21 protein-coding genes are annotated in these 18564 nt (G+C 66.9%); 7 read left to right on the top strand and 14 right to left on the bottom strand.

The genetic code is table 11. The features are described 5' to 3' along the window. Position 1: 1 nt before the first annotated feature. Both ACFWU2_RS02545 and ACFWU2_RS02540 read right to left on the bottom strand, forming a co-directional pair. Positions 2-787 (bottom strand): enoyl-CoA hydratase, encoded by a 786-nt coding sequence (locus ACFWU2_RS02545; protein WP_378599793.1) that lies wholly within the window; start codon positions 785-787, stop codon positions 2-4. A gap of 150 nt (positions 788-937) precedes the next feature. Beyond that, positions 938-1909 (bottom strand): LLM class F420-dependent oxidoreductase, encoded by a 972-nt coding sequence (locus ACFWU2_RS02540; protein ID WP_378599789.1) that lies wholly within the window; start codon positions 1907-1909, stop codon positions 938-940. Between the two features lie 39 nt (positions 1910-1948). On the opposite strand from ACFWU2_RS02540, the gene ACFWU2_RS02535 reads away from it, so the two are divergent. From ACFWU2_RS02535 to ACFWU2_RS02525, 3 genes are all read left to right on the top strand, one after another. Continuing rightward, complete coding sequence (locus tag ACFWU2_RS02535; protein ID WP_378600254.1) at positions 1949-2725, top strand: MOSC domain-containing protein; 777 nt, start codon at positions 1949-1951, stop codon at positions 2723-2725. 85 nt (positions 2726-2810) lie between these two features. Continuing rightward, a complete protein-coding gene (locus tag ACFWU2_RS02530; RefSeq protein WP_378599786.1) occupies positions 2811-3449 on the top strand; it encodes a hypothetical protein in 639 nt (212 codons plus the stop codon). After that, the gene (locus ACFWU2_RS02525; RefSeq protein ID WP_378599783.1) at positions 3449-3697 is read left to right on the top strand and encodes a helix-turn-helix domain-containing protein; all 249 of its coding nucleotides are present in this window, start codon (positions 3449-3451) and stop codon (positions 3695-3697) included. Before ACFWU2_RS02530 ends, ACFWU2_RS02525 begins: the two co-directional genes overlap by 1 nt. A gap of 7 nt (positions 3698-3704) precedes the next feature. Here the strand turns inward: ACFWU2_RS02525 and fahA are convergent, their stop codons facing one another. From fahA to ACFWU2_RS02505, 4 genes are read right to left on the bottom strand one after another with little or no spacing between them, the layout of a single operon-like run. Then, positions 3705-4907, bottom strand: coding sequence for a fumarylacetoacetase (fahA, locus tag ACFWU2_RS02520; protein WP_378599778.1), 1203 nt, complete (start codon positions 4905-4907; stop codon positions 3705-3707). Further along, positions 4904-6106, bottom strand: a complete 1203-nt coding sequence (locus ACFWU2_RS02515) for a homogentisate 1,2-dioxygenase (protein ID WP_378599773.1) — start codon at positions 6104-6106, stop codon at positions 4904-4906. Before ACFWU2_RS02515 ends, fahA begins: the two co-directional genes overlap by 4 nt. A 52-nt stretch (positions 6107-6158) precedes the next feature. Then, positions 6159-7145: a permease prefix domain 1-containing protein gene (locus tag ACFWU2_RS02510; protein WP_378599768.1), complete on the bottom strand. Its 987-nt coding sequence runs from the start codon at positions 7143-7145 to the stop codon at positions 6159-6161. After that, positions 7142-7492, bottom strand: coding sequence for a PadR family transcriptional regulator (locus tag ACFWU2_RS02505; RefSeq protein ID WP_378599763.1), 351 nt, complete (start codon positions 7490-7492; stop codon positions 7142-7144). Before ACFWU2_RS02505 ends, ACFWU2_RS02510 begins: the two co-directional genes overlap by 4 nt. Positions 7493-7656: 164 nt before the next feature. Between ACFWU2_RS02505 and ACFWU2_RS02500 the strand changes: the two genes are divergently transcribed. From ACFWU2_RS02500 to ACFWU2_RS02490, 3 genes are all read left to right on the top strand, one after another. Continuing rightward, positions 7657-9000, top strand: a complete 1344-nt coding sequence (locus ACFWU2_RS02500) for a YhgE/Pip domain-containing protein (protein ID WP_378599759.1) — start codon at positions 7657-7659, stop codon at positions 8998-9000. A 187-nt stretch (positions 9001-9187) separates the two neighbouring features. Then, positions 9188-10747, top strand: coding sequence for a bifunctional 3'-5' exonuclease/DNA polymerase (locus ACFWU2_RS02495; RefSeq protein WP_378599754.1), 1560 nt, complete (start codon positions 9188-9190; stop codon positions 10745-10747). Between the two features lie 140 nt (positions 10748-10887). After that, positions 10888-11334, top strand: coding sequence for a nitroreductase/quinone reductase family protein (locus ACFWU2_RS02490; protein WP_378599749.1), 447 nt, complete (start codon positions 10888-10890; stop codon positions 11332-11334). Positions 11335-11556: 222 nt separating this feature from the next. Here the strand turns inward: ACFWU2_RS02490 and ACFWU2_RS02485 are convergent, their stop codons facing one another. From ACFWU2_RS02485 to ACFWU2_RS02470, 4 genes are read right to left on the bottom strand one after another with little or no spacing between them, the layout of a single operon-like run. Next, complete coding sequence (locus tag ACFWU2_RS02485; protein WP_378599745.1) at positions 11557-12414, bottom strand: DNA-3-methyladenine glycosylase family protein; 858 nt, start codon at positions 12412-12414, stop codon at positions 11557-11559. Further along, the gene (locus ACFWU2_RS02480; RefSeq protein WP_378599740.1) at positions 12411-12998 is read right to left on the bottom strand and encodes a methylated-DNA--[protein]-cysteine S-methyltransferase; all 588 of its coding nucleotides are present in this window, start codon (positions 12996-12998) and stop codon (positions 12411-12413) included. The genes ACFWU2_RS02485 and ACFWU2_RS02480 overlap by 4 nt, the downstream gene beginning before the upstream one ends. Next, a complete protein-coding gene (locus ACFWU2_RS02475; RefSeq protein WP_378599736.1) occupies positions 12995-13510 on the bottom strand; it encodes an RNA polymerase sigma factor in 516 nt (171 codons plus the stop codon). The genes ACFWU2_RS02480 and ACFWU2_RS02475 overlap by 4 nt, the downstream gene beginning before the upstream one ends. Continuing rightward, positions 13497-14009, bottom strand: coding sequence for a methylated-DNA--[protein]-cysteine S-methyltransferase (locus ACFWU2_RS02470; protein ID WP_378599731.1), 513 nt, complete (start codon positions 14007-14009; stop codon positions 13497-13499). The genes ACFWU2_RS02475 and ACFWU2_RS02470 overlap by 14 nt, the downstream gene beginning before the upstream one ends. Before the next feature lie 108 nt (positions 14010-14117). On the opposite strand from ACFWU2_RS02470, the gene ACFWU2_RS02465 reads away from it, so the two are divergent. Continuing rightward, a complete protein-coding gene (locus ACFWU2_RS02465) occupies positions 14118-14849 on the top strand; it encodes a ribulose 1,5-bisphosphate carboxylase large subunit (RefSeq protein WP_378599727.1) in 732 nt (243 codons plus the stop codon). Positions 14850-14865: 16 nt separating this feature from the next. Here ACFWU2_RS02465 and ACFWU2_RS02460 read toward each other — a convergent pair whose 3' ends face one another. The 4 genes from ACFWU2_RS02460 to ACFWU2_RS02445 form a co-directional block, all read right to left on the bottom strand. Beyond that, positions 14866-15603, bottom strand: a complete 738-nt coding sequence (locus tag ACFWU2_RS02460; RefSeq protein WP_378599723.1) for an SDR family NAD(P)-dependent oxidoreductase — start codon at positions 15601-15603, stop codon at positions 14866-14868. Next, a complete protein-coding gene (locus ACFWU2_RS02455; protein WP_378599719.1) occupies positions 15600-16628 on the bottom strand; it encodes a phosphotransferase family protein in 1029 nt (342 codons plus the stop codon). Before ACFWU2_RS02455 ends, ACFWU2_RS02460 begins: the two co-directional genes overlap by 4 nt. Then, positions 16625-17842, bottom strand: coding sequence for an acyl-CoA dehydrogenase family protein (locus ACFWU2_RS02450; protein WP_378599716.1), 1218 nt, complete (start codon positions 17840-17842; stop codon positions 16625-16627). Before ACFWU2_RS02450 ends, ACFWU2_RS02455 begins: the two co-directional genes overlap by 4 nt. Positions 17843-17928: 86 nt before the next feature. Further along, positions 17929-18555: a TetR/AcrR family transcriptional regulator gene (locus tag ACFWU2_RS02445; RefSeq protein WP_378599712.1), complete on the bottom strand. Its 627-nt coding sequence runs from the start codon at positions 18553-18555 to the stop codon at positions 17929-17931. Positions 18556-18564: the final 9 nt, after the last annotated feature.

Below are 18564 nucleotides of genomic sequence, written 5' to 3'. Positions count from 1 at the left end.
CTCACCGTCCCGTCCACACCGGCGCACGCTTGTCGACGAAGGCGGACATACCCTCCTGCGCGTCGTCGAGGACGGCGTTGGTCGCCATCGTCTCCGCCATCGCCTCGTACGCGGCGTCCTGAGGGAGTTCGATCTGCCGGTAGAACGCCTCCTTGCCGATCCGCACCGTCACCGGCGAGGCGGACGCGATCTTCACCGCGAGCGCCGTCGTCTCGGTGTCCAGCGCTTCCGGCTCCACGACGAAGTTCACCAGGCCCCAGTCCGCTGCCGTCCGGGCATCGATCATGTCGCCCGTCAGCAGCATCTGCAGTGCGCGTTTCCGTCCGACGGCCCGGCTGACCGCGACCATCGGCGTCGAGCAGAACAACCCGATCCGTACACCGGGTGTCCCGAACTCCGCACTGTCCGCAGCCACCGCGAGGTCACATGCGGCGACGAGTTGACAGCCCGCCGCCAACGCGGGCCCCTGCACCGACGCGATCACCGGCTGAGGGATCCCCTGCACGGTCTTCATCATCTCGTTGCAGGTCTCGAAGATGGCGCGCTCTTCCTCGAGGGTGCGCCCGATCATGTCCCGGAGATTGTGGCCCGCGGAGAACGCCGGCCCCTCCGCACGGATCACGATCACCTTCGTATCCGCGGACAGCGCGATCAGCCCCGCGATCACCTCGCGCATCGTGTTCACGGACAACGTGTTGCGCTGCCGGGCGTTGTTCAGGGTGAGCACGCCGATTCCACTGGCCTCGTCGACGGCGACGAGCACGGGCGCGGTACTGGTGTCGGTCATGCTCCCAGCCTGCCGGACCGGCCCGGCCCGCACCACCGCGACACTCGGACGGCCCTCCGGCGAGGCCGGCGGAATCGGCGATTCGAACACCCGCGATTCGAACACCCGCGATTCGAACCCACGGCGGTTCGAACTGTCCGCGGTGAGAACTCAGCGCGGGGCGAGAGCGCGGATCATCGGCGCGGGATCCTCGGACGGCAGAAGCGCGATCGCCGGCGTCGTCACGCCGTTGTCCATGTAGCGCTCCACGTGCTCACGGCATGCTTCCGGAGGACCGTGCACCACGAGATCGTCCACGACCCGGTCCGGGATCGCCTCGAGCGCCCCCTTGCGGTCGCCTTCGGCCCACAGTCGCCACATCCCCGCGAAGTCGTCGGACCGTCCGAGGAATTCGTGGAAGGCGCGGTAGACCGGAACGTTCATGTACGCGGCGATCATGCGGCGCCCGATCGCGCGGGAGGTGTCCGCGTCCATGCCGGGGAGCACGAAGATCCGCGCGACGATCTCCTTACCGGCGCCGCCTTCGTCGACATACGGGGCAACGGTGCGCACGTCGTCGGCGGACAACCAGTTGACGATCGCACCGTCCGCCTCTCTGCCCGCCAGCCTGAGCATGCCCGGACGCAACGCAGCGAGCAGAACCGGCGGCGCGGGGTCCGGGACGAGACCCGCACGGAAGCCCTGCACCGAGAAGGTGTCGTACTCGTGGCTCACCTTCTCGCCGGCGAGGGCGGACCGCAGGAACCGCAGGGTGTCGCGGGCGCGCTTGAACGGTTCCTCGAACGGGATCCCGTTCCACTTCCCGACGATCACGTCGGAGGACGTACCTACGCCCAGCACGAACCTGCCGGGCGCGGCGGCCGCGAGAGTCGCCGCAGACATCGCGAGCGTGGCCGGCCCGCGGGTGTACACCGGCACGATCGCGGTGCCCAGGCGGAGGGCCGGGGCCCAGGTGCTCGCCAGCGCGAGGGGAGTGAAGGCGTCCGCAGCCCCCGCCTCCGACGACCAGACGTCGGTGTAACCGAGGTCCGGCAACTCCTCGATCACCCGTCGCTGCTCGGAGAAGGGAATGCCGTCGAGCGGAATGGTGAGGCCCCACCGCCGTGTCGTGTTGTCCGTCATGGGCGACACCCTAGTCATCGTGTGGCCCCTGTCACCCCGGTGCGCTGTCGTCCCCGGTCACACGGCCGCGCCGTATGCTGGCATGTTGTGCGAATCGGTCAGCTCTGGCGTTATCCGGTGAAGTCGTTCGGTGGAGAGCGAATGGACGCGGCCACCGTCGAGTCGGACGGACTGCGCGGGGACCATGTGTGGGCGGTCGTCGATCCGGAGACCGGCGATGTCGCAAGCGCAAAGCGGTTCCGGCGGTGGGGTTCTTTGCTGTCGTGCCGTGCGCGACTGCTCGACGAAGTCGATCCGCGCGATCCTGCCGCACTGGAGATCACCCTGCCTGACGGCACGGTGGTCCACGGCAACGACCCCGCTGTGACGGATCTGTTGTCGGACACGACCGGGCGGCCCGTCCGGTTGGAGACCCGCCCGCGCACGTACGACGAAGCGCCGCTCCATCTGGTGTCCACTTCCGCGGTCGACGCGCTCGGCACCGGGGACGCATCCGAGATCGCGCTGCGTCGTTTCCGGCCGCAGATCGTCGTGGCGACGGACGAGGATGCGGGATTCCTCGAGGACGGCTGGGTCGGGAAGCAGGTCGGGATCGGCTCCGCGACGGTCGAACCGAGCAAGCTCACCTCGCGGTGCGTGATGGTGACACTCGCGCATCAGGAGGTGCCCGCGCGGCGCGACATGCTCCGCACGGTGATGGCGCGGCCGGTCGCACCAGGACTCACGGACGATAAACCCGGTGCGTACATCGGGATCTACGCGACCGTCACCCAGTGCGGCCTGATCGCGGTCGGGGACACACTCGAGATCCGGTAGCACGCCCGAGACCGATAGACATATCGTTTTTCGATGTGTATAACGAATATCGATATTATCGACTTTCGTTATGCCGGGAGGCTTCATGCACACGGTCGAATCCGCACCGATCACTCCCACCGAGACGTCGAACAAGGACCGAAGGGACCTGTGGGCGTCGATCACGGTGTTCGCGGCCGTCGCCGTGGTGGTCGTGGTCAACTATGTCGCCGGACTCCTCGACGACCTGGAGAATCGGACCGTGACGGCGCGGTTCTCGTTCGAGCACACGCCTCCGCCGAACATGTTCTCTCCCAACGGCACTCCCGTCTCCGTCGCAGGAACTTCGAACATCGACATTCCGACCGGGTCCGTGTCGCCCGTGACCGTCGGCTTCCTCCGCAGCGCCGACGCACTGGAAACGGTCGGCTACCTGGCGGTTCTGGCTCTTCTCACCTGGGTCATGGTGCGATTCGTGCGCGGGCGGTTGTTCGACAGAGGTGTCATCCGCGGAGTCACCGCCGCGTCGATCGCCGCCGTCATCACCATCATCGCGCCGACGTTTCCCCGCGTTCTCGGCTCGAATCTCGCTATTCGCGATCTCGCGTGGCAGGACGGTGTCAACGCGCAGGGAATGGGACCGGAGTTCTGGTACGCGTACGTCTTCTGCATGGCTCTGTCCGCAGTCGCGGTGGTGCTTCGCATCGGCAGCCGTGTGGCCCGCGACAACGAGGGACTCGTCTGATGCCGCCCGACACCGACCACGCCGTGCAGTGCCACCTCGACGACCTGCTCGAAGCCCGCGGCATGACTCTGGCACACCTGGCCGAACAGGTCGGCGTCAGCGTCGTCAACCTGTCGGTGCTCAAGAACGGCCGCGCCCGGGCGATCAGGTTCTCCACTCTCACCGCGGTATGTCGCGCTCTCGATTGCACTGTCGGAGAGCTTCTCTCGGTCGACGAGGAGCCCGACGCGGACCGACACGCCGACTGACGAGTGGTCAGTTCACCGTGCCTGTGGCCGGCAGGATGCGCGTGCGGACCTCGCCGAATCCGATACGGGTGCCGTTCGGGCCCGGGGCCGTAGCCGAGATGGCGATCTCGTCGCCGTCTTCGAGGAACGTGCGTGTCTCGTCGCCGACCCGCACGGGTTCGGCACCACCCCACGTGAGTTCGATGAACGCGCCGCGCTGGTCCTTCTCCGGCCCGGAGACGGTGCCGGAACCGAACAGATCGCCGGTCCTCGTGGCCGCTCCGTTGACCGATATGTGGGCGAGCATCTGCGCCGGCGACCAGTACATCTGCGCGTACGGGGGACGCGACACGATGTGGCCGTTCCATTCGACGGCGAGATCGATGTCCAGACCCCACTTCTCGTTGCCCTTCAGATAGGGCAGCGGTTCCGGGTCCTGCACCGGCGTGCCGATCCGGGCGGCCTCGAGGGCGGCAAGCGGCACCACCCACGGAGAAATGGACGTCGCGAACGACTTTCCGAGATTCGGGCCGAGCGGCACGTACTCCCACGCCTGAATGTCGCGGGCCGACCAGTCGTTGAGGATCACCGCGCCGAAGCAGTGGTCGGCGAACTCGTCGGGAGCGATCTGCGAGCCCATCGGCGAACCGACGCCCACGACGAACCCCACTTCTGCTTCGATGTCGAGCCGGATCGACGGGCCGAAGACCGGAACCTCGTCGTTCGGTCCCTTGCGCTGACCGCACGGGCGCACGATATCCACACCCGAGGTCACGACGGTGCTCGACCTGCCGTGATACCCCACCGGCAGGTGTTTCCAGTTGGGCATGAGCGGATCGGAGTTCTCCGGACGGAACAGCCGGCCCAGGTTCGAGGCATGATTCTCGGATGCGTAGAAGTCGACGTAATCCGCTACGTCGAACGGCAGGTGCATCGTCACGTCGGCGACGGAGTAGACCGCGTCGTCATCGAGATCGCCGGTGATCGCGTCCTGGATCGCGGCACGAACCTCGTCCCATCGCGCCCGGCCCTGCGCCATGAACGCATTGAGCGAAGGTTCGGCGAAGACGATGTCGTCGAACAACCGGCTCAGGTCGACAACCGAGTCGCCCACCCGCACCCCGACGCGCGGTTCGGTATCCGCGGTGGAGAAGATGCCGTAGGGCAGGTTGTCCGGCCCGAAGAGGGAGCCTTCCGGGATCGCGACGACGGTGGGGCGTGGACGGGTCACTCCCCTGCTCCCGGAGTGCGATTCCAACTGCGCGCGTAGGACGGGTCCTCGCAGGCGAGTGCACCTTCACCGAGTTCGAGCGGGCGGAAGGTGTCGACCATGACGGCCAGTTCGTCGAAGTACTCGACACCGATGCTGCGCTCGTACGCACCGGGCTGCGGACCGTGCGCGTGACCGCCGGGGTGGACGGAAACCGACCCCTGCCCGATGCCCGAACCCTTGCGGGCTTCGTAGTCTCCGCCGCAATAGAACATCACTTCGTCCGAGTCGACGTTGGAGTGGTAGTACGGCACCGGAATCGCGAGCGGGTGGTAATCCACCTTGCGGGGCACGAAATTACAGATCACGAAGTTGTTGCCTTCGAACGCCTGATGCGCAGGTGGTGGCTGATGGACGCGACCGGTGATCGGCTCGTAATCGTGGATGGAGAACGTGTACGGGTACAGGCACCCGTCCCACCCCGCCACGTCGAAGGGATGGTGCGGCACGACATATCGCGTGCCCACGATCCCGTGCGATGTGCGGTGCTTGACGAGTACGTCGACGTTCTCCCCCTCGACCTGCACCGGTGCGGAGGGACCGTGCAGGTCGCGCTCACAGAAGGGGGCGTGCTCGAGGAACTGTCCGTACTTCGACAGGTAACGCTTCGGCGGAGCGATGTGACTGCTCGCCTCGATGATGTAGGCGCGCAGCGGTTCGTCACCGGTCGGCACCCAGCGATGCGTGGTGGCTGCCGGCAGCAGCACATAGTCGCCGGGTTTCGCCGAGAGAGTGCCGAAAACTGTGTGGACGTCGGCGGTTCCGGACTCGACATACACCATTTCGTCGCCGACCACGGTGCGGTAGAGCGGTGATTCCTTCGACGAGACGACGTACGAGATCCGCACGTCCGGGTTCCCGAGGATCAGGCGTCGGCCGGTGACCACGTCGGTTTCCGACCACGTCGACTCGGGGAAGAGCTTGTGGAGTTCGAGATGCCGCGGTTCGAGCGGATGGTTCGGCGTCGTGCTCTGGTCACCGAGTTCCCACTTCGTGGCCTCGACGATCGCGGACGGAATGTACCGGTGGTAGAGAAGCGACGAGTCGGAGGAGAATCCCTCCTCGCCGATCAACTCCTCGTAGTAGAGATTGCCGTCGTCGTCCCGGTGCTGGGTGTGACGCTTGGGCGGGATGACGCCGAGCTGTCGGTAGAACGCCATGGTTCGACTCCCGGAGGTCCTCGGGGTTGTGCCGCGCAGGTCGGTGACGACGTTACAGCGATACTCCCGCCGACGAGCGCGACAGCGGGCGCAGCGCTTTGAACCACGTCTCACCGATGGTCCACGCGGTCACCACCACGACTAGGACAAGGATCCCCTGAGAGAAGAGCGTCATCTGTTCTGGTCCGTCCGCGAAGGTGACACCCGGAAAAACGGCGTCGAAGAACGCGGGGTTGAAAAACCTCTCGTTCGACAACAGCCAGACCAGCGGAATCGCGACAAGCAGGTTGAGAACGGTGTCGACGCCTGCCAGCAGCATCGTCCGGCGCCGGACCGTGTACTTCACGATCTCGAACACGGCCTCGAGCGCCAGCACGACGAGGAGCACCGGCATCCAGAAGTTCCACAGGTCCGGAGCGATGAACGGGATCGGGGCGCCCTCGGAGTCTTCGAAGGTAGAGGACGTCCGCTGCGCGATGAACACCACGATGAGGAACACGAGCATTCCGACGGAGAAGACGGTATCCCCCAGGGACACGCGGCCGTTCGTGGTGGAGTGCGGTAGCCGGTCGAGGGTCCACTCGCCGGCGAGATCCTTGCGACGGGTGCCGTTGCGCTCCAATACGGCGAAGACGACAGTGACCCAGAAAACGATCTGCAGGGCAACTTCCACGGTGACGGACAACCCCGTGACGAGCGCCTCGACGCCCGTGCTGCCCTCGATGAGGTCGACCACGAGCAGGATCGCCCCGGCGAGAGGAGCAATCCACACCAGCGCCTTCAGCAGCCGCCACCAGTCGAGGAAGAACTCGGGCCCGATCAGGTACATGGGCCGTCCCGCGAGCCCTGCCGCGAGTCGGTCCGGATCGCCGAGGTCGGTAAGTACCGCGGCCTCCGCGTCCACGGGTGACTCTCCCGCCGCGATCCGGGCGTCGACGGCGTCCGCGATCGAGCCACGGAGTTCACGGCCGATGTCCTGATGCTTGTCGGCAGGAAGGCTGGACAAAGCTGCGGCCATGTAGCGGTTGGTGAGCGTCATGATGCGCCTTCTTCCGAGGTGGATGCGATGGCCTGCAGGGTGCGAGCGAGACCCGACCATTCGTCGACGAGCCGCCCCGCAACTTCCGCGCCGGCTTCGGAGGTCCGGTAGAACTTGCGTGGTCTCGCCTCGTCGGTGTTCCACTCGCTGACGAGCAGGCCTTGCTTTTCGAGCCGTCGCAGCAACGGATACAGCGTGCCGGCGTCGACGGCGATTCCGGCGGCTGCGAGAGCCTCGAGCAATCCGTAGCCATAGCCGGGAACGCGCAGCATCAGGAGGCTCGCGACAACGACAGACCCTCGTCGCACCTCCTGGTCGTGCCCGGCATACACCTCAGGATCGATCATGCGGCTCACAATACTGTGTGAGGCACACTATTGTGAAGAGCCAGAGTTCGGTAGCGGCACCGACTGGGTCGCCCCGGCGTGTGACCGGAGCTTTCTCGACGGGTCGCGTGTGCACTCGGCCACTTGGTTCCACGAATCAGCACACAGGTGTGCACAATCGACGGGTGAGCTTTTCCGACATCTCGGTCGATCCACATCGACACACCCTGCGGGGCGCCCGATTCTGGCTGGCACCACTCGTGGTGGTCACCGCGGTGATGGCTACGTTGGGCTACTTCTATCTGGGCAGCATGCTCGAGCCGTCCGAGAATCTCCGCGAGTTCCCGATGGCGATCGTCAATCAGGATGTCGGCGACGTCATGCCGGGCGCCGATGCCCCTCGCAACCTCGGATCCGAGATCACCGCAGCGGTGCTCGACGGCGTCGATTCCGAGCGCATCGCTCTGCAGGAAATGGGGATAGCCGCAGCGCACCGTGGCCTCGACAGCGGCGAACTGTACGGCGCGATCGTGATTCCGAGCGATTTCACGAAGCGCACCTCGATCCTCGCGCAAGCCAGCGTCATCCCCGGCGACATCGAGAAACCCGTCATCACCCTCTACAGCAACCCCCGCACCGGAACGTTCGCGTCAGCCATCGTCGGGAGAATCGGTGACGAGGCGCTGACCACCGTCAACAAGTCGGTCGGGGAAGAACTCACGAAGACCGTCAGTACGACGCTTGCGGAGACCGCGCCCGATCTCCAACTCTCGGGCGGTAGCGCGCTCACACTCGCGGAGCCCATCAACGTCCTGGCCGTCGAGCACAAACCTCTGCCTGCTCACACCGGTTCCGGACTGTCCGCGTTCTATTACACGCTGCTTCTGATCCTCGCGGGCTTCACCGGCGCGACCATCATCAGTTCCATCGTCGATTCCGCACTGGGGTTCGTGCCCACCGAATACGGACCGCTGTACATCACCAAGGAAACCACCAGGATGTCGCGACTTCAGGTGCTGTTCCTCAAGTGGGGCATCCTGGTCGTCCTCGCACTGGTCGTGTCCGCGCTGTATCTGGGGATCGGTACGGCGCTCGGGATGCCCGTGTCACGCCCGCTGTTGCTCTGGGAGTACGGCGCCCTTGCCATCGCCGCGGTGGGCATCACCTCGCTGGCGGTGATGTCCGTGTTCGGACCGGCCGGACTGCTCGTGAACCTGATGCTGTTCATCGTGCTGGGACTGCCGTCCTCCGGCGGCACGATTCCGATCGAGGCGTCGCCGCCGCTCTTCGAGTGGCTCGCCACCTTCGAGCCGATGCATCAGATCTACCTCGCGGTGCGCGCCATCCTCTATTTCGACGGCAACCTTTCCGCAGGCCTCGCCGAAGGCACGAAGATGACCCTCGTGGGGCTGGGAGTCGGCCTGCTGATCGGGGTGGTGGTCACCTGGATCTACGATCGGCGCGGATTCCACCGCCTCGAGGATGCGCCTGCGACCACACGCGTCCTGGAGACCGTCAAGATCGGATAGTCCCGGCACAACGGAACCCCACCGCATGTCGGGGTTGCGGCGGGGCTCCGCACGATCACCGTAACCTCGCTGCGGAGCCCCGGGCCGCCGGTCGTGGGTGAAACGGGGGGTGAAGACGATCTTGGGCCCACCGCGCCGGAGGCCGGGCGGCGAAGAAGAGGCACACGGCGAGGGGCACACTTGAGCGGTGCGCACGGTTGTCGTTCCTCATCCATCCGGTAGCGGTGCCGTACGCGGCGCCAGTACCGTCACCGTCGACGAGAACGGAACACCCGACGCAGCGGTGCGGCATCATCGCGACCTCGCGGCCGCGGTGGCCGACATCGAAGCCGCCGATCGTCCCCGATGGGTGTGGACGTCCACTTCGTCTGTGTACGGCGAACTCCTTCGTGCCGGTGTGCGCGTCCAGCGATGCCACGACCTGGCGACGACGGGCGCAATCCTGAGCATGCGCGAAGGTCTACCGGCTCCACCCGCCGACGACCCGGTCGACGAGCGGCCCGGCTTGTTCGACGCAGCACCGGCCGTGGACCTCGACACCGTGATCTCCCGGTTCGCCGACCAGCGCCGCCGCATCATCGGTGATCCCCGTCTGGAGTTACTCGTGGCCGCGGAGTCGGCGGGGACTTTGGCCGCTGCCGAGATGGGGTTCGGCGGATTGCCGTTCTCCGCCGAATCCCATCGACGCCACCTAGAGCGCACACTCGGACCACGGCCCACCGGCTACGAGATGCCCGCCGGCATCGTCGCCGTGACCGAGGAGATCGGGTCGGCGTTCGGCCGCCCGGTCAATCCCGCTTCGCATACCGAGGTACTCGACGCCTTCCGGCGCGAAGGCATCGAAGTGCAGTCCACGCGCAAGCACATCCTGCAGGAGATCGACCATCCTGCCGTGCCCCTGCTGCTCCGGCACCGCGACCTGGCAAAGTTGTTCAGCACCAACGGGTGGCACTGGCTCGATACCTGGGTGCACGGCAACAGGTTCCGGCCGGTCTATGTCCCCGGTGCCGTCGTCTCGGGCCGCTGGGCAAGCCGCGGCGGCGGTGCACTTCAGATCCCGAAAGCGCTCCGCTCGAGTGTGGCTGCCGACCCCGGGTGGACGTTCGTCGTCGCCGATGCGGGGCAACTCGAGCCGCGGATACTCGCGGCGATGTCCGGTGATCCCCGGATGGTCGCCGCCGCGGGCGAGGACGACCTGTACGCACCCGTCGCCGCCACCGCGTTCGCCGGCGACCGCGCGAAAGCGAAAGTCGCGGTGCTCGGAGTGCTGTACGGCGCGACGTCCGGTGACTCCCGGTCGCTGCTCGCGGTACTCCGCAAGAGTTTTCCCGACGCGGTGGAATTCGTCGAGCGCGCAGCGAAGGCCGGTGAACGCGGGGAGATCGTGCACTCGTGGCTGGGACGCGCCTGCCCGCCGGCACCGCCGGGTTTCCAGTCCGGGCCCGACGTCCGCGCCCGCGGCCGCTTCACCCGGAACTTCGTCGTGCAGGCCACCGCGGCCGAGTGGGCGCTGTGCCTCCTCGCCGAACTGCGACGACGCCTGACCACCGATCCCGACCCGACCGCAGGTGAGCTCGTGTTCTTCCAGCACGACGAAGTCGTGGTGCACACGCGCAATCCCGCGCTCGCGTCTGCGCACATCTCCGCGTCGGTCGATGTCGCCACTCGATTGATGTTCGGTGACACGCGGGTCCGGTTTCCGATGAAGACAGCCGTCCGCACGACCTACGCCGACGATCCGGAGTAAGCGTCTCGCAGCTACGAAGAGGCGATCCCGTGCAGGCGACACCACAACAGAGAGCACTGCTCTTGACTTCGTCCCGACAACCGGCGCACACTGGTACCCAACAGAGAGCACCGCTCTCTGAACGAGACCGAGGAAACGCCATGGATGCCCCCACCCGCTACATCGGCCCCACCGGACTGGACTCGATCATGAACCGGTTCTTCAACACACTTCCCAGGCTCGGCATCAGCGTCGCGGGCTCTCGCCTACTCGCAGTGCGCGGCAGAAAAAGCGGCGAATGGCGCACCACCATGGTCAATGTGCTGACCACCTCCGACGGCAGGCGTTACCTCGTCGCCCCGCGCGGCCACACGCAATGGGTGCGCAATCTGCGGGTTGCCGGCACCGGGGAACTTCGCCTCGGGCGTCACGTCGAAGAATTCAGCGCCTCCGAAGTTGCGGATGCCGACAAGATCCCGGTGTTGCGCGAGTACCTGCGACGGTGGGGCTGGGAGGTCGGGAAGTTTTTCGACGGTGTCACCAAAAATTCCAGCGATGACGAGTTGGCTGCTATCGCACCGGGTTTCCCGGTCTTCGCACTCGCGTAGGCGCGAGGGGTACAGGCGGAGCCTGGGCCGCCGACATCAGCCCGCGGGCAGTGGAACAGGCGCGGCAAACACCGAGGGCCTGGAGCGAAGAAACGTGCCCGGAGCGACATCCGCCAGCGGACCGTCATAGGTATAGAACGGATCCTGCGAAGGCTTTCGGGTACTGCTCGCGGACTGCTGGTCACATCCCGGTCCGGTCGAAAAATACTTGCGCGCAAGGCGTTACGGTTGCCGATTCGATGTTGCATGCGCCCACAGATGGGCAACCGCGTAGGCACGCCACGGCTGCCACTGTGCCGCGAGCGCAATCGCTTCGCGCGCGGTGCCGACCTCGAGCGCGCGCCGGAGCACGAGGTCACCGGCGGGGTACGCATCGCGGTCGCCGGTTCGCAAGGCGAGATAGTCGACGGTCCACGGCCCGATTCCGGGCAGCGCGAGCAGATCACGGGAAAAGGACGCCGAGGCGGGATCAAGGCCGTCGGATACCGCTCGGGCCAAGACCAGCAGGGTGTTCGCCCGAGACCGAGTGGTGCCGATCGCCGCACGCAGTTCCTCCGGCGCGAGGGCAGCGATCCGTTGCGGTGCCGGCGAGCAACGCAATCCACCCGGCGCGTCGTCGCCGAACGCCGCGACGAGTCGCCCCGCGAAAGTGGCTGCTGCCGCGACACTCACCTGTTGCCCGAGGATTGTCTGCACGGCCGTGGTGAACCAGTCGGTACTGCCGAGCACCCGCAGGCCGGGCCGGGCTCGCACCAATGGAGCAAGGACAGGATCGACGGCAAGCGCAGCGTCGACGACGGTGGGGTCGGCGTCGAGGTCGAGCCAACGGCGCACCGCCGATTCGACATCTGCGATGTCGGCCCGGTGCGGCGCATCGATCCGGGCCACCACGCTGCCGGTATCGGCGCGGAGTGTCACGGCCGCGCTCGCAATACCGTGTGCGGTGCGCAACGCAATACAGTGCGTTCCGGTGGTTACATCGTGACGCTCGTGCCCCGGAACTGCATGGCTCCGCATGGTGGCGAGCAGTGGACGCACCGAAAATGGGAGCGCCACCGGGAGCCGGGCAACGGTGATCACGCGGCGGCTTCGAGTCGCAGCAGGATCTGTTTGGCTTCCACACCGCCCGCGTACTGCCCGAGCCCTCCGTCGGTGCGGACGACCCGATGGCACGGGAGAACCACCGGCAAGGGGTTTCTCGCGCATGCCGTCCCCACTGCACGCACCGCTCGAGGACTTCCCGCTGATGCGGCAACGTCCGCGTAGCTGGCGGTGCGTCCGTACTCGATGTCGGCGAGCCGCGAGATCACCTCCCGCCGAAAGCCTGTCGCGAGGCGGAAGTCGAGGGGGAGATCGAAGGCGGTGCGAGTGCCGCCGAAGTATTCGTCGAGCTGACGCACCGCGTCGTCGAGCCGGGCGGGTGCGTCGAGAATGCGTGGCCCGATCTGCCGGGCCAGTTCGTCGAGCACGGCGTCCTCGCCCTCCGCGACGAATGCCACCTTCACGAGCCCCACCGTGGTGGACGCCAACAGCAACGGACCCACCGGAGTATCGACGACGCGGTAGGCGACATCCAGCAACCCTGCGGCTTCGGCGTCGACGACGAGTTTGTCGTGCAGCCAGGCCAGATCGGACGTCGACACCGGCGGAATAGGAAAGTTCATGAGCGGCTTCCTGTTTCGGCGTGATAGGAGCGACGCAGCGCTTCCCGGCCGTCGGCGGCGGCTCGCCGGGCCGCATGGGCGCTGTTGCCGAGAATCGCGCCGATCTCGGCGTACGGCAAGCCGCCCACGTAGTGATACACCAGCACTGCGCGCTGCGTGAACGGCAGCGCCGCCACCGCCGACCACAGTTGGTCGTCGCCCGATCCCGGCAACCCCGCTGTTGCGGGGCGCTCGGGGACGATCTCCGTCGGAACAGGCGCACGACCACGCAGCCTGTGCACGTCGATCGCCTTGCGGTGGGCGATGGTGACCAGCCACGCTTCGATATTGCTTCCCGGCCGCAGGGCGGGGTACGCACGCAATGCCGCGAGAAACGTCTCGGACCACGCGTCGTCTGCGTCGGTGGGACCCAGCAGAGCCCGGCACACCCGCAATACCGTCGGACCGTGGTCGGCGACCACCCGTTCGAACGGGGGTAGGTGTGTGGGCTCCGTTGCGTCAGACCGGGGCATGAGTGGCCCGCGCCCTCCGAAATGCCGCTTCCCGATCGAGCAGCAGGCGCTTGCGCTCGAGACCCCCGGCATATCCGGTGAGCTTGCCGCTGCTCCCGATCACCCGATGACACGGGACCACGATGCACAACGGGTTCCGCGCGTTCGCCGCGGCAACCGCGCGAACCGCGGTCGGCCGTCCCACCGCGGTCGCAACGGCGGTGTAGGTGCAGGTCGTGCCGTACTCGATCTCGGCCAACGCGGCCCACACCGTCCGTTGGAAGTCGGTGCCGGCAGGTGCGAGCGGAAAGGTGAAGCGGGTGCGCTCACCCGCGAAGTACTCGTCCAATTGTGTCCGCGACTCGTCGAACCCTTCGGTGGTGCGGGGCCCGAAGGAAGTGCGGTCGGGGGAAGGGCGGTGCTCCGCCATGTACAAGCCCGACAGGACGCCGTCGGTATTGACCAACGTCAACTCACCGATCGGGGTGTCGATCAGGGTGTGCGTGCGCGATGCGGTCACGGGTTCGATCCTTCCATCCGATGCAAGGTCCACATCGAGTAGACGCACGGGACGACCGAAACGTGAGGTTGCCGTCGCGCCGCGGTCGCCGTGGTGAAAGATGGCGAGATGATCGCCTTACCCGCTGTCCCTCTCGTCGGTTCCCTTCTCGGCGCCACGCGCACGGTGGTCGAGCGCACAGTCGCCACCGCCACGTTCGCGGTGTCGGTGCCTGCCCGTGCCGAGGCGTTGCTCGACAATGTCGAATCCCTCATCCGCCGCGTCGACGCCGTGGTCAACGATGCCGCCGTGGCGGTCGCCCAAGTGGAGGCGATCATCGCGTCGACGACTTCGGTCGTTGCAGACGCCGACGCGGTCGCCGGACAAGCGCGGACCATCGTCGGGCAGGTCGGCACCGTAGCCACGCAAGCCGAGGCCATCGTCGGAGACGTCGGCACCGTCGCCGGACAGGCCCGGACGGTCGTCGGAGAGGTCGCCCTCGTCGCCGGGGAAGCCCGCACGATCATCGACTCCGCCGGACGAAGTGCCGACATCGCGCGCGAACTCCTCGAGACCTACGAGCCCCTCGCGCGTCAGGCAGCACCCCTCGCGACCCAGTTCATCGAGGAACTGTCCCCCGAGGAAGTGCACGCGGCAGTCCTCATGCTCGACCGGCTTCCCGAGCTGTCCGAGCGGATGAACATGATCATGCCGATCCTCGGCACGCTGGACACGGTCGCACCGGAGATCCACGAGTTGCTCTGCGTCGTGAAGGACCTCCGTCAGGCGATCACCGGTGTGCCCGGGTTCAGCTTCCTTCGCCGGCGAGGCGAAGAAAAGGAGAACTCGGACGACGAGTGATGTGTCAGCGGGAAGGTCAGGCGCTGTAGAGGCTTGCTCCCGCGCGGCTGAGCACCAGACGCGGCAGGACCGCGCGCGACGACAACTTCAGCAGGGCGTCGACGAGTTCGACGACGTCGCCGACCTCGAGCATGTCCTCTGCCGGGATCCGATCCTTGATCCACTCGGACATGTCGGTGTCGACGTACCCGGGAGCGATTGCGGATGCAGAGACGCCGTTACCCGATTCCTCGGCGTTGAGGGTTTCCACCAGCGACACAAGTGCGGCTTTCGTCGCGCCGTACGCGGCGAGACCGGCTTCGGCATACACACCGGCGATGGACGCGAGTGCGATCACCTTCGCGCCGCGACCCGGATCGTTCTGCGCACCGGACCGCAGTAACGGCAGTGCCGCCTGCATCAAGGCGAACGGCGCGTTGAGGTTGACCGCCACCGTCTTGTCGAACCGGCGGGAGGGGAACTCCGCGATGGTGCCGGCGGTGCCGACACCGGCGTTGAGTATCAGAGCCTTCATCGCGCCGAATGCGTCGGCGTGAGCGGCGACCACTCTGCCCGCGGCGTCGGGGTCCGCCAGATCGGCAGCGACGGTGCGGACGTCCGTCGCACCCGCATCCCGTAACAGAGCGGCGACCTCGTCGAGTCGGGCTGCGTCACGGGCGGAGATGGTCAGCGCGAATCCGCGCTCCGCGAGGCGGGTGGCGACGCCGAGGCCGATGCCCCGAGTCGCCCCGGTGACGAGGGCGCTGGCGATCACGAACCTGTTCCCGTCACGAAGTCGAGTCCTGCGGCAACGAGCGCCGGCACGGCGTCGCCCGCGCGGTCGAACCCGTCGCCGACGGTCGCGCCGGCCCGCCAGCGATGATTGATGCCCTCGGCGATGACGGCGAGCTTGAAGTGGGCAAGGCCCATGTAGAAACTCCAGTGGGCGATGTCGCGTCCCGAGACGGTGGCGTACCGCTGGACGAGGTCGTCCGCCGACGGCAGCCTGTTGCTGGTCCAGGCCGCGGGGAATCCGAGCACCTGGTCGAGCGCGGGATGCCGGTACACACACATCATGGCGAGGTCGGTCAGCGGGTCGCCGAGGGTGGACAGCTCCCAGTCGACCACGGTTGCAACACTTCCCACGTCGTTGTGGGAGAGAATCGTATTGTCGATACGGTAGTCACCGTGCACGATCGACGGGGTGGGCGACTCCGGGATCGAGTCCGCGAGCGCGGCGTGCAGCCGCTCGACGTCGGGAAGTTCCCGGGTTTTGACCCTGTCCCACTGGCTCCGCCACAGCTTCACCTGACGGGTGACGTACCCGTCGGGCCGCCCGAACCCGCCCAGCCCCACCGCTTCGTAGTCGACAGCGTGGAGCTCGGCGATGACGCGCACGAGCTCGCCTGTGCAGCGGTCGATGTCGGTATCGGACAGCGAATCGAGGTCGTCCTTGCTGCGCACGACGCGCCCCCCGACGTATTCCACCACCGTGAACGGTGCGCCCATCACCGAGTCGTCCTCGCACAGCGCGACGGTGCGCGCGACCGGCACCGCACTGTCCTGCAGCGCGGACGTGATGCGGTATTCACGGGCGACGTCGTGTGCCGACGGTGTCAGTCCCGCTGTGGGCGGTCGCCGCAGGACCCAATGGGATGTGTCGTCGAGGATGCCGTAGGTGAGGTTGGATTTCCCGCCGGAGATGAGTTCTGCACGCAGTTTGCCGTCGACCGCAACCCCGGATCGACGCAAGAATCGGTCGAGGGCGACGAGGTCGAGCCCCTTGTGCACCGCGGTCACTTCGCGGCTTCTTCGGCTGCGGCGGCCTTGCGCGCCGCACCGACGGCACGCTTTGCGATGGCCCACCGATGCACCTCGGACGGTCCGTCGTAGACCCGGAACGGCCGGACCTCCCGCGAGAGCCTGGCGAGGGGAAGATCTTCGGAAACCCCGAGGCCGCCGCACATCTGAACCGAGCGATCGACGATGCGGAAGATGGCCTCGGCGGCGAAGGTCTTGGCGATCGACGTCGCGTTCGCGGCGTGCGATCCCCGGTCGAGTTCCCAGCATGCCTGCACCAGAAGAGCCCGGGTCGCTGCGATGTCGATCTCGTTGTCGGCGACCATCTTCTGGATCATGCCGAGATCACCGAGCTTGGAGCCGAATCCTTCACGTCCTGCCACATACCGGAGCGCGGTGTCGTGACCGCGCCTGGCGGCACCGAGCCAGCGCATGACGTGTGTCATGCGGGCCGGGCCGAGCCGGACCTGCGCGTAGGCGAATCCCTGATCCACTTCACCGAGCACTGCGGTGTCCGGGACGTACAGATCCTCGAAGTCGACCTCGCAGTGTCCGCCGATCATCGACTTGTCGAGCGTTTCGATGTGACGACCGACCTTCAGCCCCTCGGAGTCCGCGGGAGCGAGGAACATCGTCGCTCCGCCGCGCTGCCCCGGCTCGCCGGAGGTACGGGCCATGATGATGAAGAATCCGGCGCCGTCCGCCCCTGTGATGAAGTGCTTGCGGCCGTTGATCTTCCAGCCGCCCGCCGTTTTCTCGGCGCGGGTGGTGAGTGCGTTGGGGTCGGCGCCGGCGCCGGGTGCCGGTTCGGTCATCGCGAAGGCCGAGCGCACGTCGCCCGCAGCGAGAGGAGCGAGGTATCGGCGCTTCTGCTCGTCGCTCGCGATGTGCGCGAGCATGTGCACGTTGCCTTCGTCGGGAGCGGCGATGTTCAAGGCCACGGGGCCGAACAGGGAGTAACCGGCCGCCTCGAACACGGGAGCCCGGTCGACCATCCCGAGGCCCTGGCCGCCGTACTCGACCGGCGCATGGGGGGCGAAGACACCCGCTGCCCTGGCGGCGCTCTGCAGTGTTACCCGTGCAGAATCGCCGCCCGCTGCGGCGATATCACCCCGATGGGCGTCCTCCACGGGAAGCACCTCGTCGCGAACGAACGCTTCGGTTCGGGCCACGAGATCCTGCACATTCTCGGGGTAGGACAGGTCGACCGCCATGCTGATGCTCCTTCCAGACCAACCGACCGATCGATCGCTCGGTGACGCTACGGTGACACATCGCCAAGATCGGGTCAACCCCGGCTCTACCGCGCCCCGACGGTGCTCCGCGCAATGACCAGGTACCGATGGACGATGTCATCGGGACTCGACGGGCCGTCCGGGCGATACCAGCTCGCGACACCGACACACATCGTCGTCACCGCGCGGCTGGCATCCCTGGGGAACGGAGTCGTGAACGCCCCCGTCTCCACCCCGTCTTCGACGATCCCGTCGAGCATGCGCTGCTGTTCGTCGCGCAAGGCGATGAAGGCCGCACGACTGGCGGGTTCCATGCTGCGCATCTCGGTGGATGCCACGAACGCCTGATCCCGCCGGACCATGTGGAAACGCAGGAGCGATTCGACAACGGCGTCGAACTGCTCCGACGGTGTCGGGCCGGCTTCAGCGAGCGCCCGGCGGCTGCGGTCGAGCAGGTCCTGCATCACGGTGGTGGTGAGCGAGACGAGCAGGGCCTGCTTCGACGGGTAGTGGTGGTACAGCCCCGGCACCGACAATCCCGCCCTCGACGCGATCTCCCGGATCGAGGTGCCGTCGTACCCGCGTTCGGCGAACGCTTCGAGTGCCGCCGCAAGAGGTTTCGGCAAGGTCGGGGGACCGTAACGCCGCCACGACCCGACGTCGCCGGAGACCGGATCCTCATGCATGTCCATGGACAACAC

The sequence above is a fragment of the Rhodococcus sp. NPDC058639 genome (assembly GCF_042717545.1).
Classification (GTDB): Bacteria; Actinomycetota; Actinomycetes; order Mycobacteriales; family Mycobacteriaceae; genus Rhodococcus.
Note: the sequence above shows the minus strand (reverse complement) of the source record. Positions and strands in the feature narration are given on the sequence as shown.